General features: G+C 50.0%; 12 protein-coding genes and 1 pseudogene. All 13 read left to right on the top strand.

All coding sequences use genetic code 11. The annotated features are described in order from the left end of the window. The first annotated feature begins 8 nt into the window (after nucleotides 1-8). The 13 genes and pseudogenes from C5523_RS22260 (at nucleotide 9) to tssA (ending at nucleotide 19,272) form a co-directional block, all read left to right on the top strand. On the top strand, nucleotides 9-1,709 hold the full coding sequence (locus tag C5523_RS22260) for an OmpA family protein (RefSeq protein ID WP_108701993.1): 1,701 nt from the start codon (nucleotides 9-11) through the stop codon (nucleotides 1,707-1,709). A gap of 5 nt (nucleotides 1,710-1,714) precedes the next feature. After that, a complete protein-coding gene (locus tag C5523_RS22255; RefSeq protein WP_039076799.1) occupies nucleotides 1,715-2,206 on the top strand; it encodes an Hcp family type VI secretion system effector in 492 nt (163 codons plus the stop codon). Nucleotides 2,207-2,395: 189 nt separating this feature from the next. Further along, the gene (tssH, locus tag C5523_RS22250) at nucleotides 2,396-5,062 is read left to right on the top strand and encodes a type VI secretion system ATPase TssH (protein WP_108701992.1); all 2,667 of its coding nucleotides are present in this window, start codon (nucleotides 2,396-2,398) and stop codon (nucleotides 5,060-5,062) included. Further along, complete coding sequence (locus C5523_RS22245; RefSeq protein WP_108701991.1) at nucleotides 5,059-7,548, top strand: type VI secretion system Vgr family protein; 2,490 nt, start codon at nucleotides 5,059-5,061, stop codon at nucleotides 7,546-7,548. Before tssH ends, C5523_RS22245 begins: the two co-directional genes overlap by 4 nt. Nucleotides 7,549-7,648: 100 nt before the next feature. Further along, nucleotides 7,649-8,539 carry a hypothetical protein gene (locus C5523_RS22240; protein ID WP_108701990.1) on the top strand — a complete coding sequence of 297 codons (891 nt, stop codon included), beginning with the start codon at nucleotides 7,649-7,651 and terminating at the stop codon, nucleotides 8,537-8,539. 12 nt (nucleotides 8,540-8,551) lie between these two features. Next, nucleotides 8,552-9,202, top strand: coding sequence for a hypothetical protein (locus C5523_RS22235; protein WP_223878737.1), 651 nt, complete (start codon nucleotides 8,552-8,554; stop codon nucleotides 9,200-9,202). 801 nt (nucleotides 9,203-10,003) lie between these two features. Continuing rightward, nucleotides 10,004-10,372 (top strand): annotated as a pseudogene (locus tag C5523_RS22225) (hypothetical protein); the annotation flags it as partial. Next, nucleotides 10,350-11,456, top strand: coding sequence for a T6SS immunity protein Tli4 family protein (locus tag C5523_RS22220; RefSeq protein WP_108701988.1), 1,107 nt, complete (start codon nucleotides 10,350-10,352; stop codon nucleotides 11,454-11,456). The pseudogene C5523_RS22225 and the gene C5523_RS22220, both read left to right, overlap by 23 nt. A gap of 96 nt (nucleotides 11,457-11,552) precedes the next feature. Further along, a complete protein-coding gene (locus C5523_RS22215) occupies nucleotides 11,553-12,671 on the top strand; it encodes a T6SS immunity protein Tli4 family protein (RefSeq protein ID WP_108701987.1) in 1,119 nt (372 codons plus the stop codon). 256 nt (nucleotides 12,672-12,927) lie between these two features. Next, complete coding sequence (locus C5523_RS22210; protein ID WP_075203660.1) at nucleotides 12,928-13,188, top strand: PAAR domain-containing protein; 261 nt, start codon at nucleotides 12,928-12,930, stop codon at nucleotides 13,186-13,188. Nucleotide 13,189: 1 nt separating this feature from the next. After that, the gene (locus C5523_RS22205) at nucleotides 13,190-14,086 is read left to right on the top strand and encodes a hypothetical protein (protein WP_223878736.1); all 897 of its coding nucleotides are present in this window, start codon (nucleotides 13,190-13,192) and stop codon (nucleotides 14,084-14,086) included. A 250-nt stretch (nucleotides 14,087-14,336) separates the two neighbouring features. Then, nucleotides 14,337-17,663, top strand: a complete 3,327-nt coding sequence (locus C5523_RS22200) for an ImcF-related family protein (RefSeq protein WP_108701986.1) — start codon at nucleotides 14,337-14,339, stop codon at nucleotides 17,661-17,663. Continuing rightward, entirely contained in the window at nucleotides 17,656-19,272 is a 1,617-nt protein-coding gene (tssA, locus tag C5523_RS22195) for a type VI secretion system protein TssA (RefSeq protein ID WP_108701985.1), read from the top strand. The genes C5523_RS22200 and tssA overlap by 8 nt, the downstream gene beginning before the upstream one ends. The last annotated feature ends 1 nt before the right edge of the window (nucleotide 19,273 follow it).

Here is a 19,273-nt window from a genome sequence, read left to right as displayed (position 1 = left end):
AATGCCGAGTGAAAAACACGCACAAACAGGCTGCTCTGCTATGGGGATTGTTGTTGCTTCTCGCGCTGTGGACCGTTTTTTCTCCCGTTTCAACGGCAGTGAAATACAGCCTGGTGGCCGTGGTTGTCATCGGTGCTGCTATCGTCTGGTTCTTCTGGCGGCAGAAAACGCCACAAAAAGGGGGCGATGATAAGTGGTTGGCCTGTCTGCCAGCGGAGGGTTACCAAAAGCCCGTCGTGCTGGTCTGTGGTGACGGGGCGAGGCAACTTTTCGCTGACAGCCCGCTGCGGCAGGTTCCTGTCGGGCTCTATCTGCATATCGCTGATGAAGAACAGCTTGTTTCATTAACGGAATCCCTGTTGTCCCGTCGCCCGGCATGGAGTTCACAGATCTGCGTGGCCCGCACGGTGATACCAGTTCAGCATCAGGACATCGCCGTCCTTGCCGGGCAACTGCAGCGTTTTTCCCGAACTCTGGTGCAATTACGGCGCAGGGTGGGCGCGAAGGTGCCACTGATCCTCTGGAGTTATCAGATCGAACCTGCAATAGAGGAATCTTCGCCATGGTTGATCTGTACCGGACGTGATGCCCTGGTCATGACATCGGACCATGAGAACGCGCCGTCTGAGTGGATTGCTCAGGGCAGTATAGCGACAGGCAGTCAACGGCTGGGCCAGGTACTTCGGGCTGAGAATCTGCTGCTTTGGATGAAGCAAATTGTGATGCCAGCGCTAAACAGGCAGGAGAGCGCAAGTTTACCGCTGGCGGTGGGGGCTGGCTTTGCACCTTCTCTAGCGGAAAAGGACGGCAATCTATGGCAGCAATGGATAACTGACAAAACGTGCCTGACGCCAGACATATCGCAACAAACCGATGCCAGAGACGCGTTGCGCTTTCCGGACGCGATGTTGCCGTTACTGCCGCGTCAGTCGGGGCCAGGATCCGTGCGGCGAGTATGGACGGCCTGGCTGGCAATGACTACCGTCGCCGGGCTTATCGCGCTTTGCCTGTCGGCAATGTCAAACCGCAATTTACTGCGTCAGGTCAGCGATGATCTGCACAAATACACCATTACCCCGATGTCCGACTCGGTGGCCAAAAGCCGTTATTTGTTGGTGCTAAAAGAAGACGCACAGCGGCTGGATGACTATTACCGCGAAGGAGAACCGCTGCGTCTTGGCTTTGGGCTTTACCCTGGCGAACGTCTACGCCAGCCAGTGCTGCAGGCGATACGTGGCTACCGCCCGCCGGAACCAAAGGGAAAAATTGTATCTGGCGGAGCGGTTCAGACTGTGCGCCTGGACAGTATGGCGCTGTTTGATGTGGGGCAGTCGAGGTTAAAAATCGGCTCGACAAAAGTACTGGTTGAGGCGCTGGTCAATATCAAAGCGAAGCCTGGATGGTTGATCCTGGTTGCTGGTTATACCGATTCCACCGGCGATGAAAAATCCAACCAACAGTTGTCGTTGCGGCGTGCCGAAGCGGTGCGTGACTGGATGTTGCAAACCAGCGATATCCCGTTCACCTGTTTTGCCGTGCAGGGGCTGGGCGAAAGCCAGCCTGCGGCGACGAACGATACGCCAGAAGGCAGGGCAACCAACCGGCGTGTCGAAATCAGTCTGGTTCCGCGTTCAGACGCCTGTCAGGACGCGAAACAGCAAATACCGCCGGAGTTGGCGGTGTCTCAATTCAATCAACAAGGAGAGTAATTCTCATGGCTATTCCAGTTTATCTCTGGCTGAAAGATGACGGTGGCGCGGATATCAAAGGGTCCGTCGATGTTCAGGGGCGTGAAGGCAGCATCGAAGTCGTTGCGCAGGAACATACGCTCTACATCCCAACCGATAACAACACAGGCAAACTGACGGGCACCCGTATTCATACCCCGTTTCTTTTCACCAAAGAGATCGATTCGTCCAGCCCCTATCTGTACAAGGCCGTTACCACCGGTCAGACCTTGAAAACCGCTGAGTTCAAATGGTATCGCATCAATGATGCGGGCCAGGAAGTGGAGTATTTCAACACCACGCTTGAGAACGTCAAACTGGTGAAAGTCGCTCCGCTGATGCATGACATCAAAGATCCGGCGAAAGAGAAGCACAACCACCTGGAACGCATTGAATTGCGCTACGAAAAAATCACCTGGACCTACAAAGACGGCAACATCATTCATTCCGATTCCTGGAATGAGCGCCCCTCCGCCTGATAACTGCGGCAGACAGGAAACTGTCTGCCTTCTTACTACGTTTGCTGAATGCCGGATGGAGTCGGCACTGAGCAAACCCTGTCAATCCGCTGATGAAACCAGATGGGCCTGTGGTGATGGCTACGGGCGGTAGCATGGGGAAACGGCGGTTGCAGGAACTGAACATGAATACGTCAAGAAGGGACATCTATGACCGTAAACCACCCCGCGGCGCTGCTGCGCCGTCTTAACCCTTTTTGCGCACATGCGCTGGAAGCGGCCGCATCACTCTGCCAGACCCGTGCGCACGCAGAGATCACCATTGAGCACTTACTGCTGAAACTCCTGGAGCAAGGGGAAGGTGATCTCACCGTTATCTCCCGGCGTTATGAATGGGACCTGGACAGTGCCTGGCAGTCTCTACTGGCGCATCTGGCAACCCTTCCGCGCTCTGTTCATACTCGTCCACGATTATCTGATCAACTCATCACACTGCTGACTCAGGCATGGCTAATTGCCTCTCTTGAGGTTGATGCTCCGCAAATCCGCAGCCAGCACCTGCTGATGGCGCTGACAGAAAAACCTGCGTTACTGGCGGCCAATGATCTGTGGATCCTGCTCAGCCTCGGGCGTATGCAACTGGAACGGCTACGTCCCTTGCTTGATGCGCAATCGGAAGAAAACCCGGGGCGGCAACGCCAGGTCAATGAACCGCTTATGGCTGATTTACCCGGCATTGCTGCGAATGAGCCAGGTTTAACCGAAAACGGAAGCAGTGCTAAACACGACGATCAACACCGCGTCGTTCTGGATCGCTTCACGGAGAATCTCACGCAGAAAGCGCGTGATGGTCGCATCGACCCGGTATTTGGCCGCGACACGGAGATCCGCCAGATGGTCGATATTCTCTCCCGACGCCGCAAGAACAACCCCATCCTGGTTGGCGAACCCGGCGTGGGCAAAACGGCGCTGGTGGAGGGACTTGCGCTGCGTATTGCAGAAGGCAATGTGCCGGAGAGTCTGAGAAAGGTCCACATCCATACTTTGGATCTGGGTCTGTTGCAGGCAGGAGCTGGCGTCAAAGGTGAATTTGAACAGCGGCTAAAAAACGTTATTGATGCGGTACAAAAATCACCGGAACCTGTGCTGCTGTTTATCGACGAAGCGCATACCCTCATTGGCGCGGGGAATCAGGCGGGCGGCGCAGATGCGGCGAACCTGTTGAAACCTGCATTGGCCCGGGGCGAGCTGCGTACCATTGCGGCTACCACCTGGAGTGAATACAAGCAGTACTTTGAACGCGACGCCGCACTGGAGCGTCGTTTCCAGATGGTGAAAGTGGACGAACCGGACGACGCTACCGCCAGTCTCATGCTCCGTGGCCTGAAAGCGCGCTACGCGCAACATCATGGTGTGCACATCACGGACGACGCGGTTCGTGCGGCGGTAACACTTTCCCGACGTTATCTCACCGGACGCCAGTTGCCGGACAAAGCTGTCGATCTGCTGGATACGGCTTCCGCCCGCGTGCGTATGAGCCTTGATACATTACCGGAACCCTTAACGCATATTCGTGCTTCACTCACCGCACTGGCCTTGGAAAAACAGGCGTTACAGGACGATAGCACGGTGGGAGACTATTCTTGTGGTGAACGGCTTGCGGCTATCGAGCGGGAAGAGAACGCATTGATCGTGCAACTCGATACCCTTGAAACCCAGTATCAACAAGAGCAAGAACTTACCCGACAACTGCTGGCCTGTCGCAGCGACCTCTCGCGTCAGGCGGATATTGTCGCTTTACAGTCACAGCTTCACCTTGTGCAACATGCCAGCCCGCTGCTGGGGCTGGACGTTGATGCCCGAACCGTTGCCACAGTGATTGCTGACTGGACAGGGGTTCCGCTCTCGTCATTGCTGAAAGATGAGCAGACGGCGCTGTTAAGCCTGGAAGAGAATCTCGCAACACGGGTCGTGGGCCAGGATGCCGCGCTGGGTGCTATTGCCCGGCGATTACGTGCCGCGAAAACCGGTCTTACGCCAGAAAACGGTCCGCAGGGGGTATTCCTGCTGACGGGGCCAAGTGGTACAGGTAAAACGGAAACCGCGCTTGCCCTTGCGGACACCCTCTTCGGCGGCGAGAAATCGCTCATAACTATCAACCTTTCCGAATATCAGGAACCCCATACTGTCTCTCAACTTAAAGGTTCTCCCCCCGGTTATGTGGGGTATGGGCAGGGTGGTGTACTGACCGAGGCTGTCAGAAAGCGTCCCTACAGTGTGGTGTTGTTGGACGAAGTAGAAAAAGCGCACCGCGACGTAATAAACCTGTTCTATCAGGTTTTTGACCGGGGATTTATGCGCGACGGTGAAGGGCGTGAAATTGATTTTCGCAATACGGTCATTCTGATGACCGCCAATCTCGGCAGCGAGCATGTGATGCAGTTGCTGGAAGAGCAGCCTGATGCCACGGAAAGCGAGATGCAGGCATTGCTCCATCCTCTCCTGCGCGACCATTTCCAGCCCGCATTGCAGGCGCGTTTCCAGACGATCATTTATCGCCCGCTCGGCCCTGCCGCGATGCGTGTCATTGTGATGATGAAGCTTGAACAGGTTATTTGTCGCCTGCGTGAACACTACGGCATGGAAACCGAGGTGAGTGAAGACCTCTATGACCAGCTCACCAGTGTATGTTTGCTGCCTGAGAGCGGCGCGCGCAATATCGATAGCCTGCTCAATCAACAAATTTTACCAGTACTGAGCCAGCAGTTGCTGGCACATCAGGCCGCGCAGCAGAAACCTTTACATTTGAGACTGGGCTGGAATGACGATGAGGGTATTTCCCTTGAGTTTGACCAGGACACAGGAGACACCGCATGAACGCGCTCAGTTTTGACCACTCCCACCACAAATTAAAAATTCGAGGCCTGAGCAGCCCGCCTGATGTGCTCTCCTTTGAAGGCCGCGAGCACCTGAGCCAGCCATTCTGCTACGACATCCAGTTCACCAGCCGTGATAAAACCCTGGAGCCGGAAGCGGTGCTGATGCAGGACGGCGCGCTCAGCCTCTGCGCCCCGCCGGTTCAGGGGATGCCGGTACAGGTGCCGCTGCGCACCCTGTATGGCGTCATCACTGGCTTTAAACAGCTTTCCACCTCGCGCGATGAAACACGCTATGAAGTGCGCCTTGAGCCCCGGCTGGCGCTGCTCGCCCGCAGCCATCAGAACGCCATCTACCAGAACCAGAGCGTGCCGCAGATTGTCGAGAAAATCCTGCGTGAGCGCCACGGGATGCTCGGCCAGGACTTCGTTTTCACCCTGACGGGGGAATATCCGTCGCGCGAACAGGTGATGCAGTTCGGCGAGGACGACCTGACGTTTATCTCCCGGCTGCTGTCGGAGGTGGGGATCTGGTTCCGGTTCAGTACCGACGTGCGGCTGAAAATCGAAGTCATTGAGTTTTATGACGACCAGAGCGGCTATGAACGGGGCCTGATGCTGCCAATGCGCCACCCTTCTGGGCTGAGCGACAGCGGCACTGAATCTGTCTGGGGGCTGAACACGGCATATCATGTGGTGGAAAAAAGCGTCACCACGCGGGACTACAACTACCGTGACGCGACCGCCGATATGACGTCGGCGTTTGATGCGACGGGCGGGGACAGCACCACCTGTGGCGAAGCCTGTCATTATGCGGACAACTTCCTGACGGCAGGCGACCCGGACACACCGGAAAGCGGGGCGTTTTACGCGCGTATCCGCCACGAACGTTACCTTAATGGCCGGGCCATTCTGCAGGGGCTGAGCACCAGCGCCCTGCTGATGCCGGGGCTGGAGATAAAGGTACCGGATGAAGACGCCCCGGCGGTGTTCCGCAGGGGCGCATTGATAACCGGGCTGACCGCCAGCGCGGCGCGAGACCGCAGTTATGAACTGACGTTTACGGCCATCCCGTATTCGGAACGCTACAGCTTTCGCCCGGCGCGCATCGCGAAGCCGGTGATGGCCGGAACGCTGCCCGCGCGGGTGACCAGCACAACGGCAAACGACATCTACGCCCATATCGATAAAGACGGGCGCTACCGGGTGAACCTCGATTTTGACCGCGAAGCCTGGAAGCCGGGTTACGAGAGCCTGTGGGTACGGCAGTCCCGCCCTTATGCAGGTGATACTTACGGACTGCACCTGCCGCTGCTGGCGGGCACGGAGGTCAGCATTGCGTTTGAGGGAGGCAACCCGGACCGGCCCTATATCGCCGGCGTGAAGCATGATTCCGCCCACCCCGACCACGTGACGATTCAGAACTACAGACGCAACGTGTTGCGTACCCCGGCAAACAACAAGCTGCGCCTCGATGACGAGCGCGGCAAAGAGCATATCAAAATCAGTACGGAGTACGGCGGCAAGAGCCAGCTCAATCTCGGCCATCTGGTGGATGCGGGAAAACAGCAGCGCGGGGAAGGTTTTGAGCTGCGCACGGACATGTGGGGTGCCATCCGGGCGAAAAAGGGGATATTCATCAGCGCCGACGGTCAGGAGCGGGCGCAGGGGCAGGTGCGGGAGATGGCGGCGGCGCTGAGCGAACTGCAGTGCGCACAGTCGCTGGTGGAGGCCCTGCGCAGTGCGGCAGAGGTGGCGAAAGCAGAACTGGCGGATGTACAGACGCAGCAGGTGCTGCTGGCAGAAAGCCTGACGGAGCTGAAACAGGCTGCACTGCTGCTGAGTGCCCCTGAGGGGATAGCGCAGGTCACCCCCAAAAGTATCCAGCTGTCGGCCGGGGAAAACCTTGTCAGCACTGGTGGGCAGCATGCGGATTTCAGCGTCCTGAAAAAGTTTACCGTGGCTGCCGGGGAAGCGATCAGCCTGTTTGCACAGAAGCTGGGGATAAAAATCTTTGCCGGAAAGGGCAAAGTGGAAATCCAGGCGCAGAGTGACGAAATGACACTGGATGCACTGAAAGATATCCGCATAAGCAGCAGTGAAGGAAAGATCCTTATTTGTGCAGAGAAAGAGATCATTCTGACCTGCGGCGGAGGTTATATCCGTATTGCGGACGGCACAGTGGAATGTGCGGCACCGGACAAAATTATAGAACGTGGCGCGGTCTGGCAGAAATTCGGCGGGCAGAGTATGGATCCGGAGAAATTGAAAGCGAAATTGATGACATTTCCTGTGATAAATACTGAGGAGTTTAATGTGCAGTTCCACTTTGTAGATGAAAATAATGAACCCTATGCAAATACTAAATATATTGCATATTTTCCTGGTGGGATAAATAAGGAAGGTAAAACAAATAATGCAGGGTATACAGAAACGTTTCTCAGTGAAAAAGAAAATGATGAAATTCGAATTCATTTGTTCTTATGATTTCTAAAGGATTGGTTTCATTTTTTTGAATATTGTGGTTGTTTTTTTGTAGTCAAGCGCCCCCTATTTTGTGGTGGTTGGAAATAATATGGAGTATGTTATGAAAGATATTGTCAAAACAACGAGTGGGTATACTTCTAAGAATGAAAAAAACATAAAAGAGCAAAAAATTACAAGGGTGAAGTCTAGTGTTGAATATCATATATATCACAATGGGGTTATAGGTTATAAATTAATTGATGATACTGGGAATGGAACTAAGAAAACTGAGAGAGTGCTAAAAAACTCACGAAATAAAGCTAAGTATATTTATCACGATTCATTAGGGACTCAGCATGAAATTGGTACCTATACTATTGTAGTAACTGAGAATACATTTTCTAATTATAAAGATAAACTTGGTGGCGATAAAATTTATCTTATTAACATAAGTGATAATGTAAGCAGTTATTCAAGTGGTGACGTAGGGTTTACATTAACAAGTAATACTACACGGCCTTATGCAAATGATCTTACTACTGCTTCGTTATTAGGTGCCATGTTAAATACTGGTTATACAGATTTTACTTTTAATGGAGGTAGTAACAATAAAGGTGAGTCACCGTCTCCTAGCAAAACTCATAAAAATGGGACAAACTTGGATTTACGTTATTTAAGGAAAGATGAATCAGGAGGCTCAGTTTATCTTGACAAGAATGATGAGACTGGTGAACCTTGTGGTTGGAAAGGTTTAGATGTTGAAAGACAGAATAAATTCAATGAGGCATTGGTTTTATTTGGTTGGAAAAGTATTAAAGCGTGGGAATATTGGGACAGTATTAATAGCCCTACAACAGGAAAAGTATGGAATGAGTGGTATAGTGAATGGCAGAAAGCACACCCATCTGTTATTGATAAACCAGTATTAAAAAATGTTGAACACCTAGTGAACCATAATCACCATATACATCTTCAGAAATATAACCCGACTTTAGAGTTATTAAAAATATAAACCTGAAAAACTATGCGTAGATATTTTTTTATTAAAATGAAATGTTTTTTTTGTATTGTTTTAATCGTTGGTTGTAATGCGATGGAAAATGAAGGGGTGGTATTGCCTTTAGATATTACTCAATTGAAGTACAGACAACAGGGATTAGATATGAAAACATTGTTTGATGATTGTTCATCTGTTGCCGCCCCCCCCAAAAAATACATGCGAAGACTTAATAATTTTAATCAACAAGAAGTCAGCATTCCAGTTAAAGGCGATAATTTTGGTTCGCCAAATATGGAAGTAGGTGTGCCTTATTATGCTATTGGTAGTTTTGGTTATGATCATAATACTTTTAAATTGATCATTTATAATAAAATAGGGGAAGCAGATACCCCATTGCTTAATGTGCAACTCAATAGTTATGGCCAGGATGGTAATTTAGTCGATGCTTTATTGTTGGATAGTATTTTTTGCTATGAAGATATCGTCCGATTTTCTGATTTTGTTATAAATGCTGATTATACGGTAAATATTGATAGCAATGTCCTTTATAGGTATGAGGATGATATGATGGTGAAAAACAAAAAATCATTTAACCAAGTTTATCTAAAAGAAAAATATATAATAAAAAATGGTCGATTTAAATTAATAAGTAGGCTGAAAAGAAAGGTGGAGTAGTGCTATATACCTTTGATTAATATCTTGTGTATTTAATAAGGTTGCAGGAAAACGATAATTATTGTTATTCTGGATTGGATACTTTAGTCGATATCAAATATTTTATGAGGTAATATGATTTAAATGGAAGGATGGAGAGGGGGTTAATATAAGAACAAAACTAGTTACTGAGAATAACTATTGTAAGGTATTTTTAAGTGTATTCAATTTAACTTCGTTTCATAAATTTATTGGGAAGGCTTGCGAGTATTTTTTTTGCAGTAATGATTATTCTCATTGATTTTTTAATTTTCTCGTTGGATTGCCGGTATTATCGTGGGGATCTAGACTATTATGATGCTGCTAGTAATGGGGATGTTGAATATTACTTGAGCTCACTGTTGTGGTTCGATTTTTTGATTGTTATTTTTAATACAGCACTGCTGTTTTCTAGTTCTCGGTTTTTAATGAATGGTGGTTATCTTGATAGGAAAATTAATTTTTATATTTTGTATGTGATTTATTTATTCAATATTGTAAATGGTTTATTGTTTTCTGTTAAAAATTACATAAGAAATTATACTGAAGTTTTTGAATTAAATGTGTTCTCGTTCTTGATCATGGAATATGGTGTAGTTGTTAATTTTATTTATATCTTACTCTTTAGTAATGTCTATGGCGGCTTTTGTTATATTAATTTACCTTACAAAAATAGTTGTGCCTTTTACTAAAGTAGGCTTAAGGGAGGGGCGTGTTGTTTATCCCGATGCAGTTGCTGGCATCTTTTTCAGCCTGTTTACCCTTAATATGAAAAGTTACTAAATGGGGGAGACGCCACCAGAGCCAAAAATGAATGATGGTCGCCTTTATTTAAGTGAAGTCAGTGCCAATAGAACGGTGAAAGATGAGCTTTCTCCAGAAGAGCAGGCATGGGAATTAAAGGGCGATAACAATGTGATATACGGTTGGGTAGGACAACGTTTTACATTACGTGATGCCTGTGAAAATGGCGACGGTACGGTACCTCTGCGTGCCGGGAAAATCATTCATAAGAATATTCAGGAACGTCTGGCGGTGCAGGTTCTTCACGAAGCGGCTTATCGCAATGACGTTAGTCAGGCTTTTACCTTACGCTCTATTATAAAAATCGCCCAGCAGGTCAATAACGATGAAAAAATGGCATTTACTTAATGGCCCGTGCCGCCTGAGAAACAGCATATTGCTGGCGGCGTTGATATTAATAGCGGGATGGCTGGCACTTAAACCCGGCGCATATCATTATTCATTAAGTGACAGGGAGAAAGAGATGGTCACTTCATTATTGCAACACCCCGAAACGCGGTATTTTGGTTTTTATTCTGTTGAGCTTCCGGCTGAATTTGTGCCAACAGGAATGGTGATGTTTATACAGGGTTCAGATATGACCACAGTGGAAACGAAACTGCAATATTATCCTCCGTTTCAGCAATTTTTGCTGCGGCATGAAGAAGAACTCAGAAATATGCCTGTAACAGATCCTCGTGATGCACCTTATCTTAAGAAGGTTTATCGACTGGAACAGCCACTAAAAGGAACTATTTTTGAATGTAATGAAGAGTCTTTTACTCCGGACTTTGCAAGAGTGCTGGATGCCCGTAAGTGGGAGGATGGCGTTACGTTTTCAATAAAAATGAAGGTTACAGATAGGCGAGCGGGTCGTTATGATGGGGATCGAGAGGGTTCTCCGGGCATCTATGGATATGATGTCCCGCAGAAAAAAGCACAATTACTGGCTATTTTGTCAGGATTACAACCCCGTAAAGACAATCAGCGCCCGTCAGAAAATCAGTTAGCTATTCAGTATGGACAGGTTGATGCCTCACTACTCGGGCAATATGAAGCCTCTGTAAGTTATCAAAACAGCAAAAAAGTCACTATCACAGTAAAGACAGATAACCATAGTTATACCGGCACACCGCTGCTGGAGAAAGACGCTCGGGTGATGGAAACAGAATACGGAGAAACCCTGTACAAGGGAAAACGTAAGGTCAACGGCCTTGTGATTTCAGAATGGTGGACGAAACAGAATGATAGTTATTATGCAAAACCAGCCATAATTTATGATTTTGAACTGGTTATACATCAAGATAAGAACGGAGGGAATAAACTACTCGAGTTGTCGATGGATTACAGTATTGATCTCTTACAAGCTGAGAACGCATTAACTGAACATGAACTGGTGGCACTGTGGGAAAGTATAACCGGGACAATTGAATATCATCCCACGCAGTGGTGAAGGTCGATAATCAGAAACAGCCTGATTAACGGGGCCTCTTCAGCAAATCCCTTGCATTGTACGCTATTATAAAAATTGCCCGGCAGGTCAATAACGATGAAAAAATGGCATTTACTTAATGGCCCGCACTGCCTGAGAAACAGCATACTGCTGGCGACGTTGATAGTAATAACCGGGTGGCTGGTATTCAAACCCGGCGCGTATCATTATTCGTTAAGTGACAGGGAGAAAGAGATGGTCACCTCATTATTACAACACCCCGAAACGCGGTATTTTTGTTTTTATTCTGTAGCACTTCCGACTGAATTTACGCCAACGGGAATGGTGATGTTTATACAGGGTTCAGATATGACCCCAGTGGAAACAAAACTGCAATATCACCCTCCGTTTCAGCAATTTTTGTTGCGGTATGAGGAAGAACTCAGAAATATGCCCGTCGTCGATCCGCAGGATGCCCCCTATCTGAAGGGGATTTATCCACTAACCTCACCAATGAACGGGGTCATTTTTGAGCGGATGGAGGCTGAATATACTCCAGATATGGCAAGGATATTAGATGCGTGGAAATGGGCAGATGGCATCACGTTTTCAGTTAAAATGAAAGCACGGGACGAACGGGCTGCCCGTTACGATGGTTACTGGTATGGTAAAAGTAAAGAAATTTCTGATACCTTTCGATATAATGTCCCGAAGAAGAAAGCACAATTACTGGCTATTTTGTCAGGATTACAACCCCGTAAAGACAATCAGCGCCCGTCAGAAAATCAGTTAGCTATTCTGTATGGACAGGTTGATGCCTCACTACTCGGGCAATATGAAGCCTCTGTAAGTTATCAAAACAGCAAAAAAGTCACTATAACATTAAAGACGGATAACGACAGTTATACTAGCACATTGCTGCTGGATAACGACGCCCGTGTGATGGAAACAGAATATGGTGAAACGTTATATAAAGGAAAACGTAAGGTCAACGGCCTTGAGGTTTCAGAGTGGTGGACTAAACAGAATGATAATTATAGTTCAGAACCAGCCATAAACTATGATTTTGAACTGGTTATACATGAAGACAAGAAAGGAGGAAATAAGCTACTTAAGTTGTCAATGGATTACAGTATTGACCTCTTACACGCTGACAATGCATTAACTGAACATGAACTGGTGGCGCTGTGGGAAAGTATAACCGGGACAATTAAATATCATCCCTCGCAGTGGTAAAGGCAGATAATCAGAAACAGCCTGATTAAGGGTTTGGCCCAGCAGGTCAACAGCGTTGATCTGCTAAATTTGGAGCAATCATTAACTAAAAATACATTGGTTGCTCTATAGCAGCATATTACTGAAACTACAAATATTACAAACCTCGGTAATAAAAGACCAAAAATAATCATTTGGTTAATGCCACCATAGTTAGTCTCCAACATTATATTTCACAGTTAGATATTTTTACCAATAATTAAACAGGATAGAAAATATGCCGAGACTTGTTTGTTTAGGAGATGTTACTACTCATGGGGGTAAGGTCATAACTGCATCTTCAACCATGTTTATTAATGGCGTTCAGGTTGCATTGGTAGGCGATTTGGTTTCTTGCCCTAAACATGGTGTTAATCCTATACAGGAAGGTGACCCAACAGCGATGGAACAAGGTAAAAATATTGTTGTGAACAATTGCCAGTGCGCGTGTGGGTGTTGTGTTATAAGCTCTCAACCTGAAAATAGCATAGAGTCATAATATGGGATGGATGATACCCGTTATACCGGAAAAAAGCCCCATTCCCAAACCAAATTATCGGCGCTGGATTATATTATTACTTTCCATGTTAACACTGAACGGCATTTTGGGGCTTTTTGCTCTTAATGTTGCCACATATGGTGACATGTTGATATATGGCATATTGCCAGCGCTATTTCTCTGGTTATGCCTTATGGGTGTCATGATAAATAGATATGAACAATCTATTGCCTCCTGCCTGGCCTGTAATATCGAAAAGGAACAAGTAAAAAAACACTGGCAGCAATGGAGTCAAAAGCAATTGGCAATAGTTGGCAATATTATTTACACGCCAGATGGAGAAGGGGTCGATTCATTGCTGGGGCCGCTTGAGGATATCCCTGCATATCCACGAAAGGCCAGGCCGCTCTCTTTTACATTCCGTAACTCTCTCTCTGCAATAACCAGTGATATCCACCAGAATCTGGAGCGTCAATATCCAAATTATCGTAACCACTTGCATACGATTTATATATTGCTGCCTGAAAGTAAAGAATGCGAAACAGCAAAGCAATTTATTCTCTTGCAGTGGGATCTAGTCCCAGAAATAGCCCGCTCTATTGAGTGTATTGAGTCGCTCTATGATAATGAAAATTTCGACGGTTTGGTTTTAGTTATTTGCTTGCAAAACTGGCAGGGAAATATCACTGAAAAATACAGCGAATTAGTGTCTGCGCAGTTAATATCTTCATATTCATTTGCAAAACGACATTCAATACCAGTTATTGCTGGCATGGGACGAATCATGGTATTAGAACCAGAGGGGCTGGAATATAGTTTAAATTCACTGTTTGAATATAACAGGTTAAATAAAAAAATTTACAACATGTCTGGGTTTCTAATGTTAACAATGAAATAGTAGAAAATATTATTCAGTATGCCACCCAGTATGAGTGGGAACTACCAAGGAGGCAACCGCTGCACTCAATTGACTATTCCTTTGGCCCCGGAGGGGAGTTGGCTTTTCCATTATCATTGGCAATATTATCTGAAGCCACCAGAAAAACCGGAAAAGAACAATTGGTTATTTGTCAGGCATCACAACAAATTCAATCAAAGCGACTTTGTCTAATTACACAGGGTCACTATTTTGAGCGTGAGGGAACATGATGCATACTGCGCGTTATGGCTTCTGGGGCTATTTTCTTCTGGTTATAGGGATGGCAGGGATCTGTGCCTTATTAATTTTCATTAATCAGGATGTGCTGGTAAAAAAAGGAATATCCGTCCAACAGGCGTGGTCAATCTGGGGGGGAATATTTGCAGCCCTGTTATTCGGGATGGTGTGTTCACCATTCTGGTGGCGTTGGAAACAGAGAAAAATACATCTGCAATACAGGCCAGAGGCTACAACGGTACAACATAAACCGGAGTTACATAACCCTCTTACCAATCTCCGATCCTATTTACGCACCCGCTACGGCTTCTTCTGGCGCTATAAAATCCGTCTGCTCCTGATTATCGGTGAGTCCGCCGAAGTGGAATCCATCGCACCGGGTTTAACAGAACAGCACTGGCTTGAAGGCGACGGTATCGTACTGATCCATGGCGGCAGAGCGTTAGCCGAACCGGAGGCCGAACTGTTGGCGTCATTGCGAAAACTGCGCCGCCACCGCCCACTGGATGGGGTTGTCTGGCCGCTGACGGCGAAACAGAGCCAGCAGAGTGCGCAAATGGATAAGGCCTGGCGCGGGCTGACCGACAGCGGAAAACGACTCGGGTTTCAGGCCCCGCTCTATTTATGGCAGATCTGCGACGATGGCGGTTATCAGACCGAACGCACCACACAGGCGGTGGGATGCCTGCTGCCTGAACATTGCACGGCAGAACATCTGGCTTCCATGCTGGAAGCGCAAACCCCACAACTAACAGAGCAGGGGATGCAGCAGTTACTGCGCGATAATCGCCACGATTTCCTGTTGCGCCTGGCACATTCCCTGCAAAAAGAGGGCGTTGCTCACTGGCAAAACACATTGAAACCTCTGTTGTCGGGTGGAGCATATTCCCTCTCATTGCGTGGCCTGATGTTCAGTCCGAAGCATGTGGCCAGAGCAGATACCGCGCCTCACGCCTGGCTTCCCTCTCCGGTATGGGTGGGTATTACGGATGATAAGGTCCGGGGGCGTAAGGTGGGATTCCCGTGGGCACATGCAATGATGGCAATGCTGGGCATAATGGTGATGGTGTGGGGAACCGGGCTTCTGACGTCTTTTCTGACCAACCGCATGCTGATTCAGGATACCGCCGCGCAGACAGCGCACGCACTGAACACTCGCCTGCCGCTTTCAGAACAACTGATAGCACTGCATACATTACAGAGCGAACTGGAGCGCCTGCAATACCGCGTTCGTCACGGTGCGCCGTGGTATCAGCGTTTCGGACTGGAGCGTAACACGCAATTGCTTGATGCGGCATTTCCCGGTTATGCGCAGGCTGCCAGCCGTCTGGTGCGCGATGTGGCGCTCTCACATCTGCAACAGCAGCTAAACACCTTTGTCGCCCTGCCTCCTGACAGCCCTCAGCGGACGGCAACAAGTGAGCAGCGATATAAACAGCTTAAAGCGCTGCTGATGATGTCCCGTCCGGAAAAAGCGGATGCGGCCTTTTTCAGCGCCACGCTGATGGCCGATGGTCTGCGCTATCCAGGGGTGGCGGAAGGTCTCTCGCAGAGTATCGTCCCTTCGCTACTTGCCTTCTGGGGCACGAATCTGGCTGAACATCCGCAATGGAAGGTGGCGTTGCAACCTGAACTGACCGCCACCGTGCGAAAAATCCTGCTGCGCCAGATTGGCGTACGCAATGCGGTAAACACGCTCTACCAGAATGTGCTGAAACAGGTTTCCCGAAACTATGCAGATATGACTCTGACGGATATGACCAGCGACACCCAGGCCGATGCGCTTTTTAGTACTGAGCAGATCGTACCGGGGATGTTCACCCGCCAGGCGTGGGAAGGGCAGGTAAAAGAGGCGATAGAGCAAGTTGTGGCGGCCCGACGCGAAGAAATTGACTGGGTGCTCAGTGATCGCGATAAGGGCGCGTCATCCGATGTATCGCCGGAGACGCTACGCGCCCGACTCACAGAGCGTTACTTCACCGACTTTGCCGGAAGCTGGCTCTCTTTTCTTAACAGCCTTCGCTGGAAAAAGGAAGGCACGCTGTCCGGTGTACTCGATCAACTGACACTCATGGCTGATGCTCACCAGTCGCCGCTCATTGCCCTGATGGATACGCTGGCGTGGCAGGCGGCAACGGGGCGACCGAACCGTGGATTGTCGGATTCATTGACGACATCGGCAAAGGCACTCTTTAACGGCGAAGAACAAGGCCGTCAGGACGAAACGCCTCCCGGCCCGCTGGATAAAACCTTTGCCCCGCTGCTGCGGCTGACGGGGGAACGCGCTGCCGGTAGCGGAGACGCGACGCTCAATCTGCAGACTTATCTGACGCGCGTTAGCCGTGTGCGGCTCAAGCTGCAACAAGTCATCAACGCCCCGGATCCGCAGGAAATGACGCAACAACTGGCGCAGACGGTGTTTCAGGGTAAAACCGTCGATCTTACTGATACCCGCGACTATGGTCGTCTGGTTGCCGCCAGCCTCGGAGATGCATGGAGCGGCTTTGGTCAGGCGCTGTTTGTTCGCCCGGTTGAGCAGGCATGGCGACAGGTGCTGACACCCGCGGCGGAGAGTCTCAATCGGCAGTGGCAGCGTGCCATTGTCAGCCAGTGGGAACAGGATTTCGCGGGGCGCTACCCCTTTAGTGCCACGCAGAATGATGCCTCGTTGCCTTTGCTGGCGCAGTACCTGCGCGACGGTGGCCGCATCCATCAATATCTCGCCATGCACCTTGGTGGCGTGCTGAGACGCGAAGGGCGAGACTGGGTGACCGATGCCACGAACACACAGGGTTTGGTAGTAAATCCGGCGTTTTTGCGTTCCCTGAATCAGCTTGGCGATATCACGGATGCCGCCTTTGCCAGCGGAGATGCCGGAATACATTTTGATCTGCGAGCCAAACCCGCGCGCGATGTGATGAAAACGCAACTGACGGTTGACGGGCAAATACTGGAATATTTCAACCAGAAGGAGCGCTGGCAGCGCTTTACCTGGCCTGGTGAGCAGTGGCACCCCGGTGCGTCGCTGAGCTGGACCAGCACGCAGAACAGCGAGCGTATTTTGGCAGATTACCGGGGAAGCTGGAGCCTCATCCGCTTACTGGAACAAGCGGAAGTTACACAACTGGACAGCAGCAGCTACAAAGTGCTGTGGCGCGCCCCGGACGGCCTCCCGTTGCATTACCTGATGCGCGTTGAGCAGGGAAAAGGGCCGATGGCACTGCTGGCACTGAGAAATTTTCGCCTGCCACAGCAGATCTTCCTGACCGGGAACGTCATGGCAGAGTCGCAAGAACAGGGAGAGCACGAGGATGAGTGAGTTGCTACAGCAGTTAACCCGTAGCTGTTTTAGCGATGGCGATGTCCTGCAGGCCGCGCGCGAGCAGACCGCGTTATGGCAGAAATGGTTATTGCCAGTAAAAGAAGACGCACCCGTTGGCGAAGACCCGGGCTATCACGACGATTTTCTGCTTATGCGCGATGAGATGAACAAGCTGTCGGGCGCAGACACCGCATTGATTTGTACGCTGGCGGAATCCCTCATTCTGACACAGGCAAAAGATCTGCGTATCGTGACCTATTACATCTGGGCACGGCTACATCGCGACGGCGAGCGTGGCTTAGCTGAGGGGCTGGCGTTGCTGGCCGGGCTGGTTGAACGCTTTGGTACCGCGCTACTACCCTCCCGCCCGTCGAGCCGAAAACTGGTGCTTGAGTGGCTGGCCGGAGACAAAATTCTTGATAGCCTGGCGCGATTTCCGGAAGTGGCAAAGGCGGATTTTTCCAGGATCGTCGCCGCGCTGAATTTGCTATCAGTATCATTTGCAGCATGGACAGAAGACCAACAGCCGCCTTCGCTGATGCCGCTTATTCACGCGTTGGAGTCACGTCTGGCGCAATCGGGCGGGATGAATGCCGTTGTACCTCAAAATAGCGCGGCCCTCTCGCCGCCTGTCGCTTCTTCCCTTATCGACTCGCCGTCGTTGCAGGTTATTCATTCCGGACGCGATTTGCTGGATCAGGCCAAAACGCTGTCCCGTTACCTCAATGAACAGCCCCGCGGCTGGCTGGCGGCACATCGCCTGATGAAAACCCTGCGTTGGGACACCGTTCATGAGCTTCCGCCCGATGTCGACGGCAAAACGCGGCTGTCTCCACCGCGCACGGAATCGCGTAATCAACTTAAGCGATTGTATACACAGCAGAACTGGACAGAACTCCTGGAACAAGCCGACCGGATGTTCGGCGAAGGTGTATGTCACTTCTGGCTGGATATTCAGTGGTATCTGCACCAGGCGCTAGGCAAGGCAGGGCCGCCGTGGGACAGGTGGACATCTGTTGTCCGTCAGGATCTGGCGTTGTTGCTGGAACGGTTGGCTGGGCTGGAGCAGCTTGCATGGAGTGACGGTAGCCCGTTTGCGGATGACGTAACGCGAAACTGGATTGCACAGCAGGTTATACCGCGGGATGAAGGGGCATGGCTGGCAGGCGGGGCGGCTCTCTCTGGCGAATCCTCCCTCGATGATCTTTTGGCGCTGGAACCCGAAGCGCAGGAGCGTGCCGACAGTGAAGGGGTCGACGCCGCGATGGGCTGGCTCCAGTCACGTCCGGGGATTGTTACCGCGCGACAGCATCTGCAATTGCGTTTACTCATGGCCCGGATCGCGGAGCAATACGGCAAAACAGAGATGGCGCTGTTGCTGTTAGATGAACTGGACGGGAGTTCGCAGGGGCTGACGCTGGCCCAATGGGAACCCGAGCTGATCTTCGAGATCAAAGCCCGGCAGTTGAAGCTGCTGCGTTTAAGGGCATATCGCTATGCGGATAAAGCGCTGCTGGCGCGAAAAATGGAAACCCTGCTCGGCACGCTGGTGGCGATAGATCCCGCACGTGCTGCCGTATTGTGCGATTCGCAACATGAGGATTGAA

Source organism: Phytobacter sp. SCO41, from assembly GCF_003073275.1.
Classification (GTDB): domain Bacteria; phylum Pseudomonadota; class Gammaproteobacteria; order Enterobacterales; family Enterobacteriaceae; genus Phytobacter; species Phytobacter diazotrophicus.
Note: the sequence above shows the minus strand (reverse complement) of the source record. Positions and strands in the feature narration are given on the sequence as shown.

Bases quoted from the DNA above. Each gene is read 5' to 3' on its own strand.
- C5523_RS22240 (WP_108701990.1), top strand. From the start codon at position 7,649: ATGAAAGATATTGTCAAAACAACGAGTGGGTATACTTCTAAGAATGAA.
- C5523_RS22245 (WP_108701991.1), top strand. From the start codon at position 5,059: ATGAACGCGCTCAGTTTTGACCACTCCCACCACAAATTAAAAATTCGA.
- tssH (WP_108701992.1), top strand. From the start codon at position 2,396: ATGACCGTAAACCACCCCGCGGCGCTGCTGCGCCGTCTTAACCCTTTT.
- C5523_RS22220 (WP_108701988.1), top strand. From the start codon at position 10,350: ATGAAAAAATGGCATTTACTTAATGGCCCGTGCCGCCTGAGAAACAGC.
- tssA (WP_108701985.1), top strand. From the start codon at position 17,656: ATGAGTGAGTTGCTACAGCAGTTAACCCGTAGCTGTTTTAGCGATGGC.
- C5523_RS22205 (WP_223878736.1), top strand. From the start codon at position 13,190: ATGGGATGGATGATACCCGTTATACCGGAAAAAAGCCCCATTCCCAAA.
- C5523_RS22235 (WP_223878737.1), top strand. From the start codon at position 8,552: ATGCGTAGATATTTTTTTATTAAAATGAAATGTTTTTTTTGTATTGTT.
- C5523_RS22215 (WP_108701987.1), top strand. From the start codon at position 11,553: ATGAAAAAATGGCATTTACTTAATGGCCCGCACTGCCTGAGAAACAGC.
- C5523_RS22200 (WP_108701986.1), top strand. From the start codon at position 14,337: ATGCATACTGCGCGTTATGGCTTCTGGGGCTATTTTCTTCTGGTTATA.
- C5523_RS22210 (WP_075203660.1), top strand. From the start codon at position 12,928: ATGCCGAGACTTGTTTGTTTAGGAGATGTTACTACTCATGGGGGTAAG.
- C5523_RS22255 (WP_039076799.1), top strand. From the start codon at position 1,715: ATGGCTATTCCAGTTTATCTCTGGCTGAAAGATGACGGTGGCGCGGAT.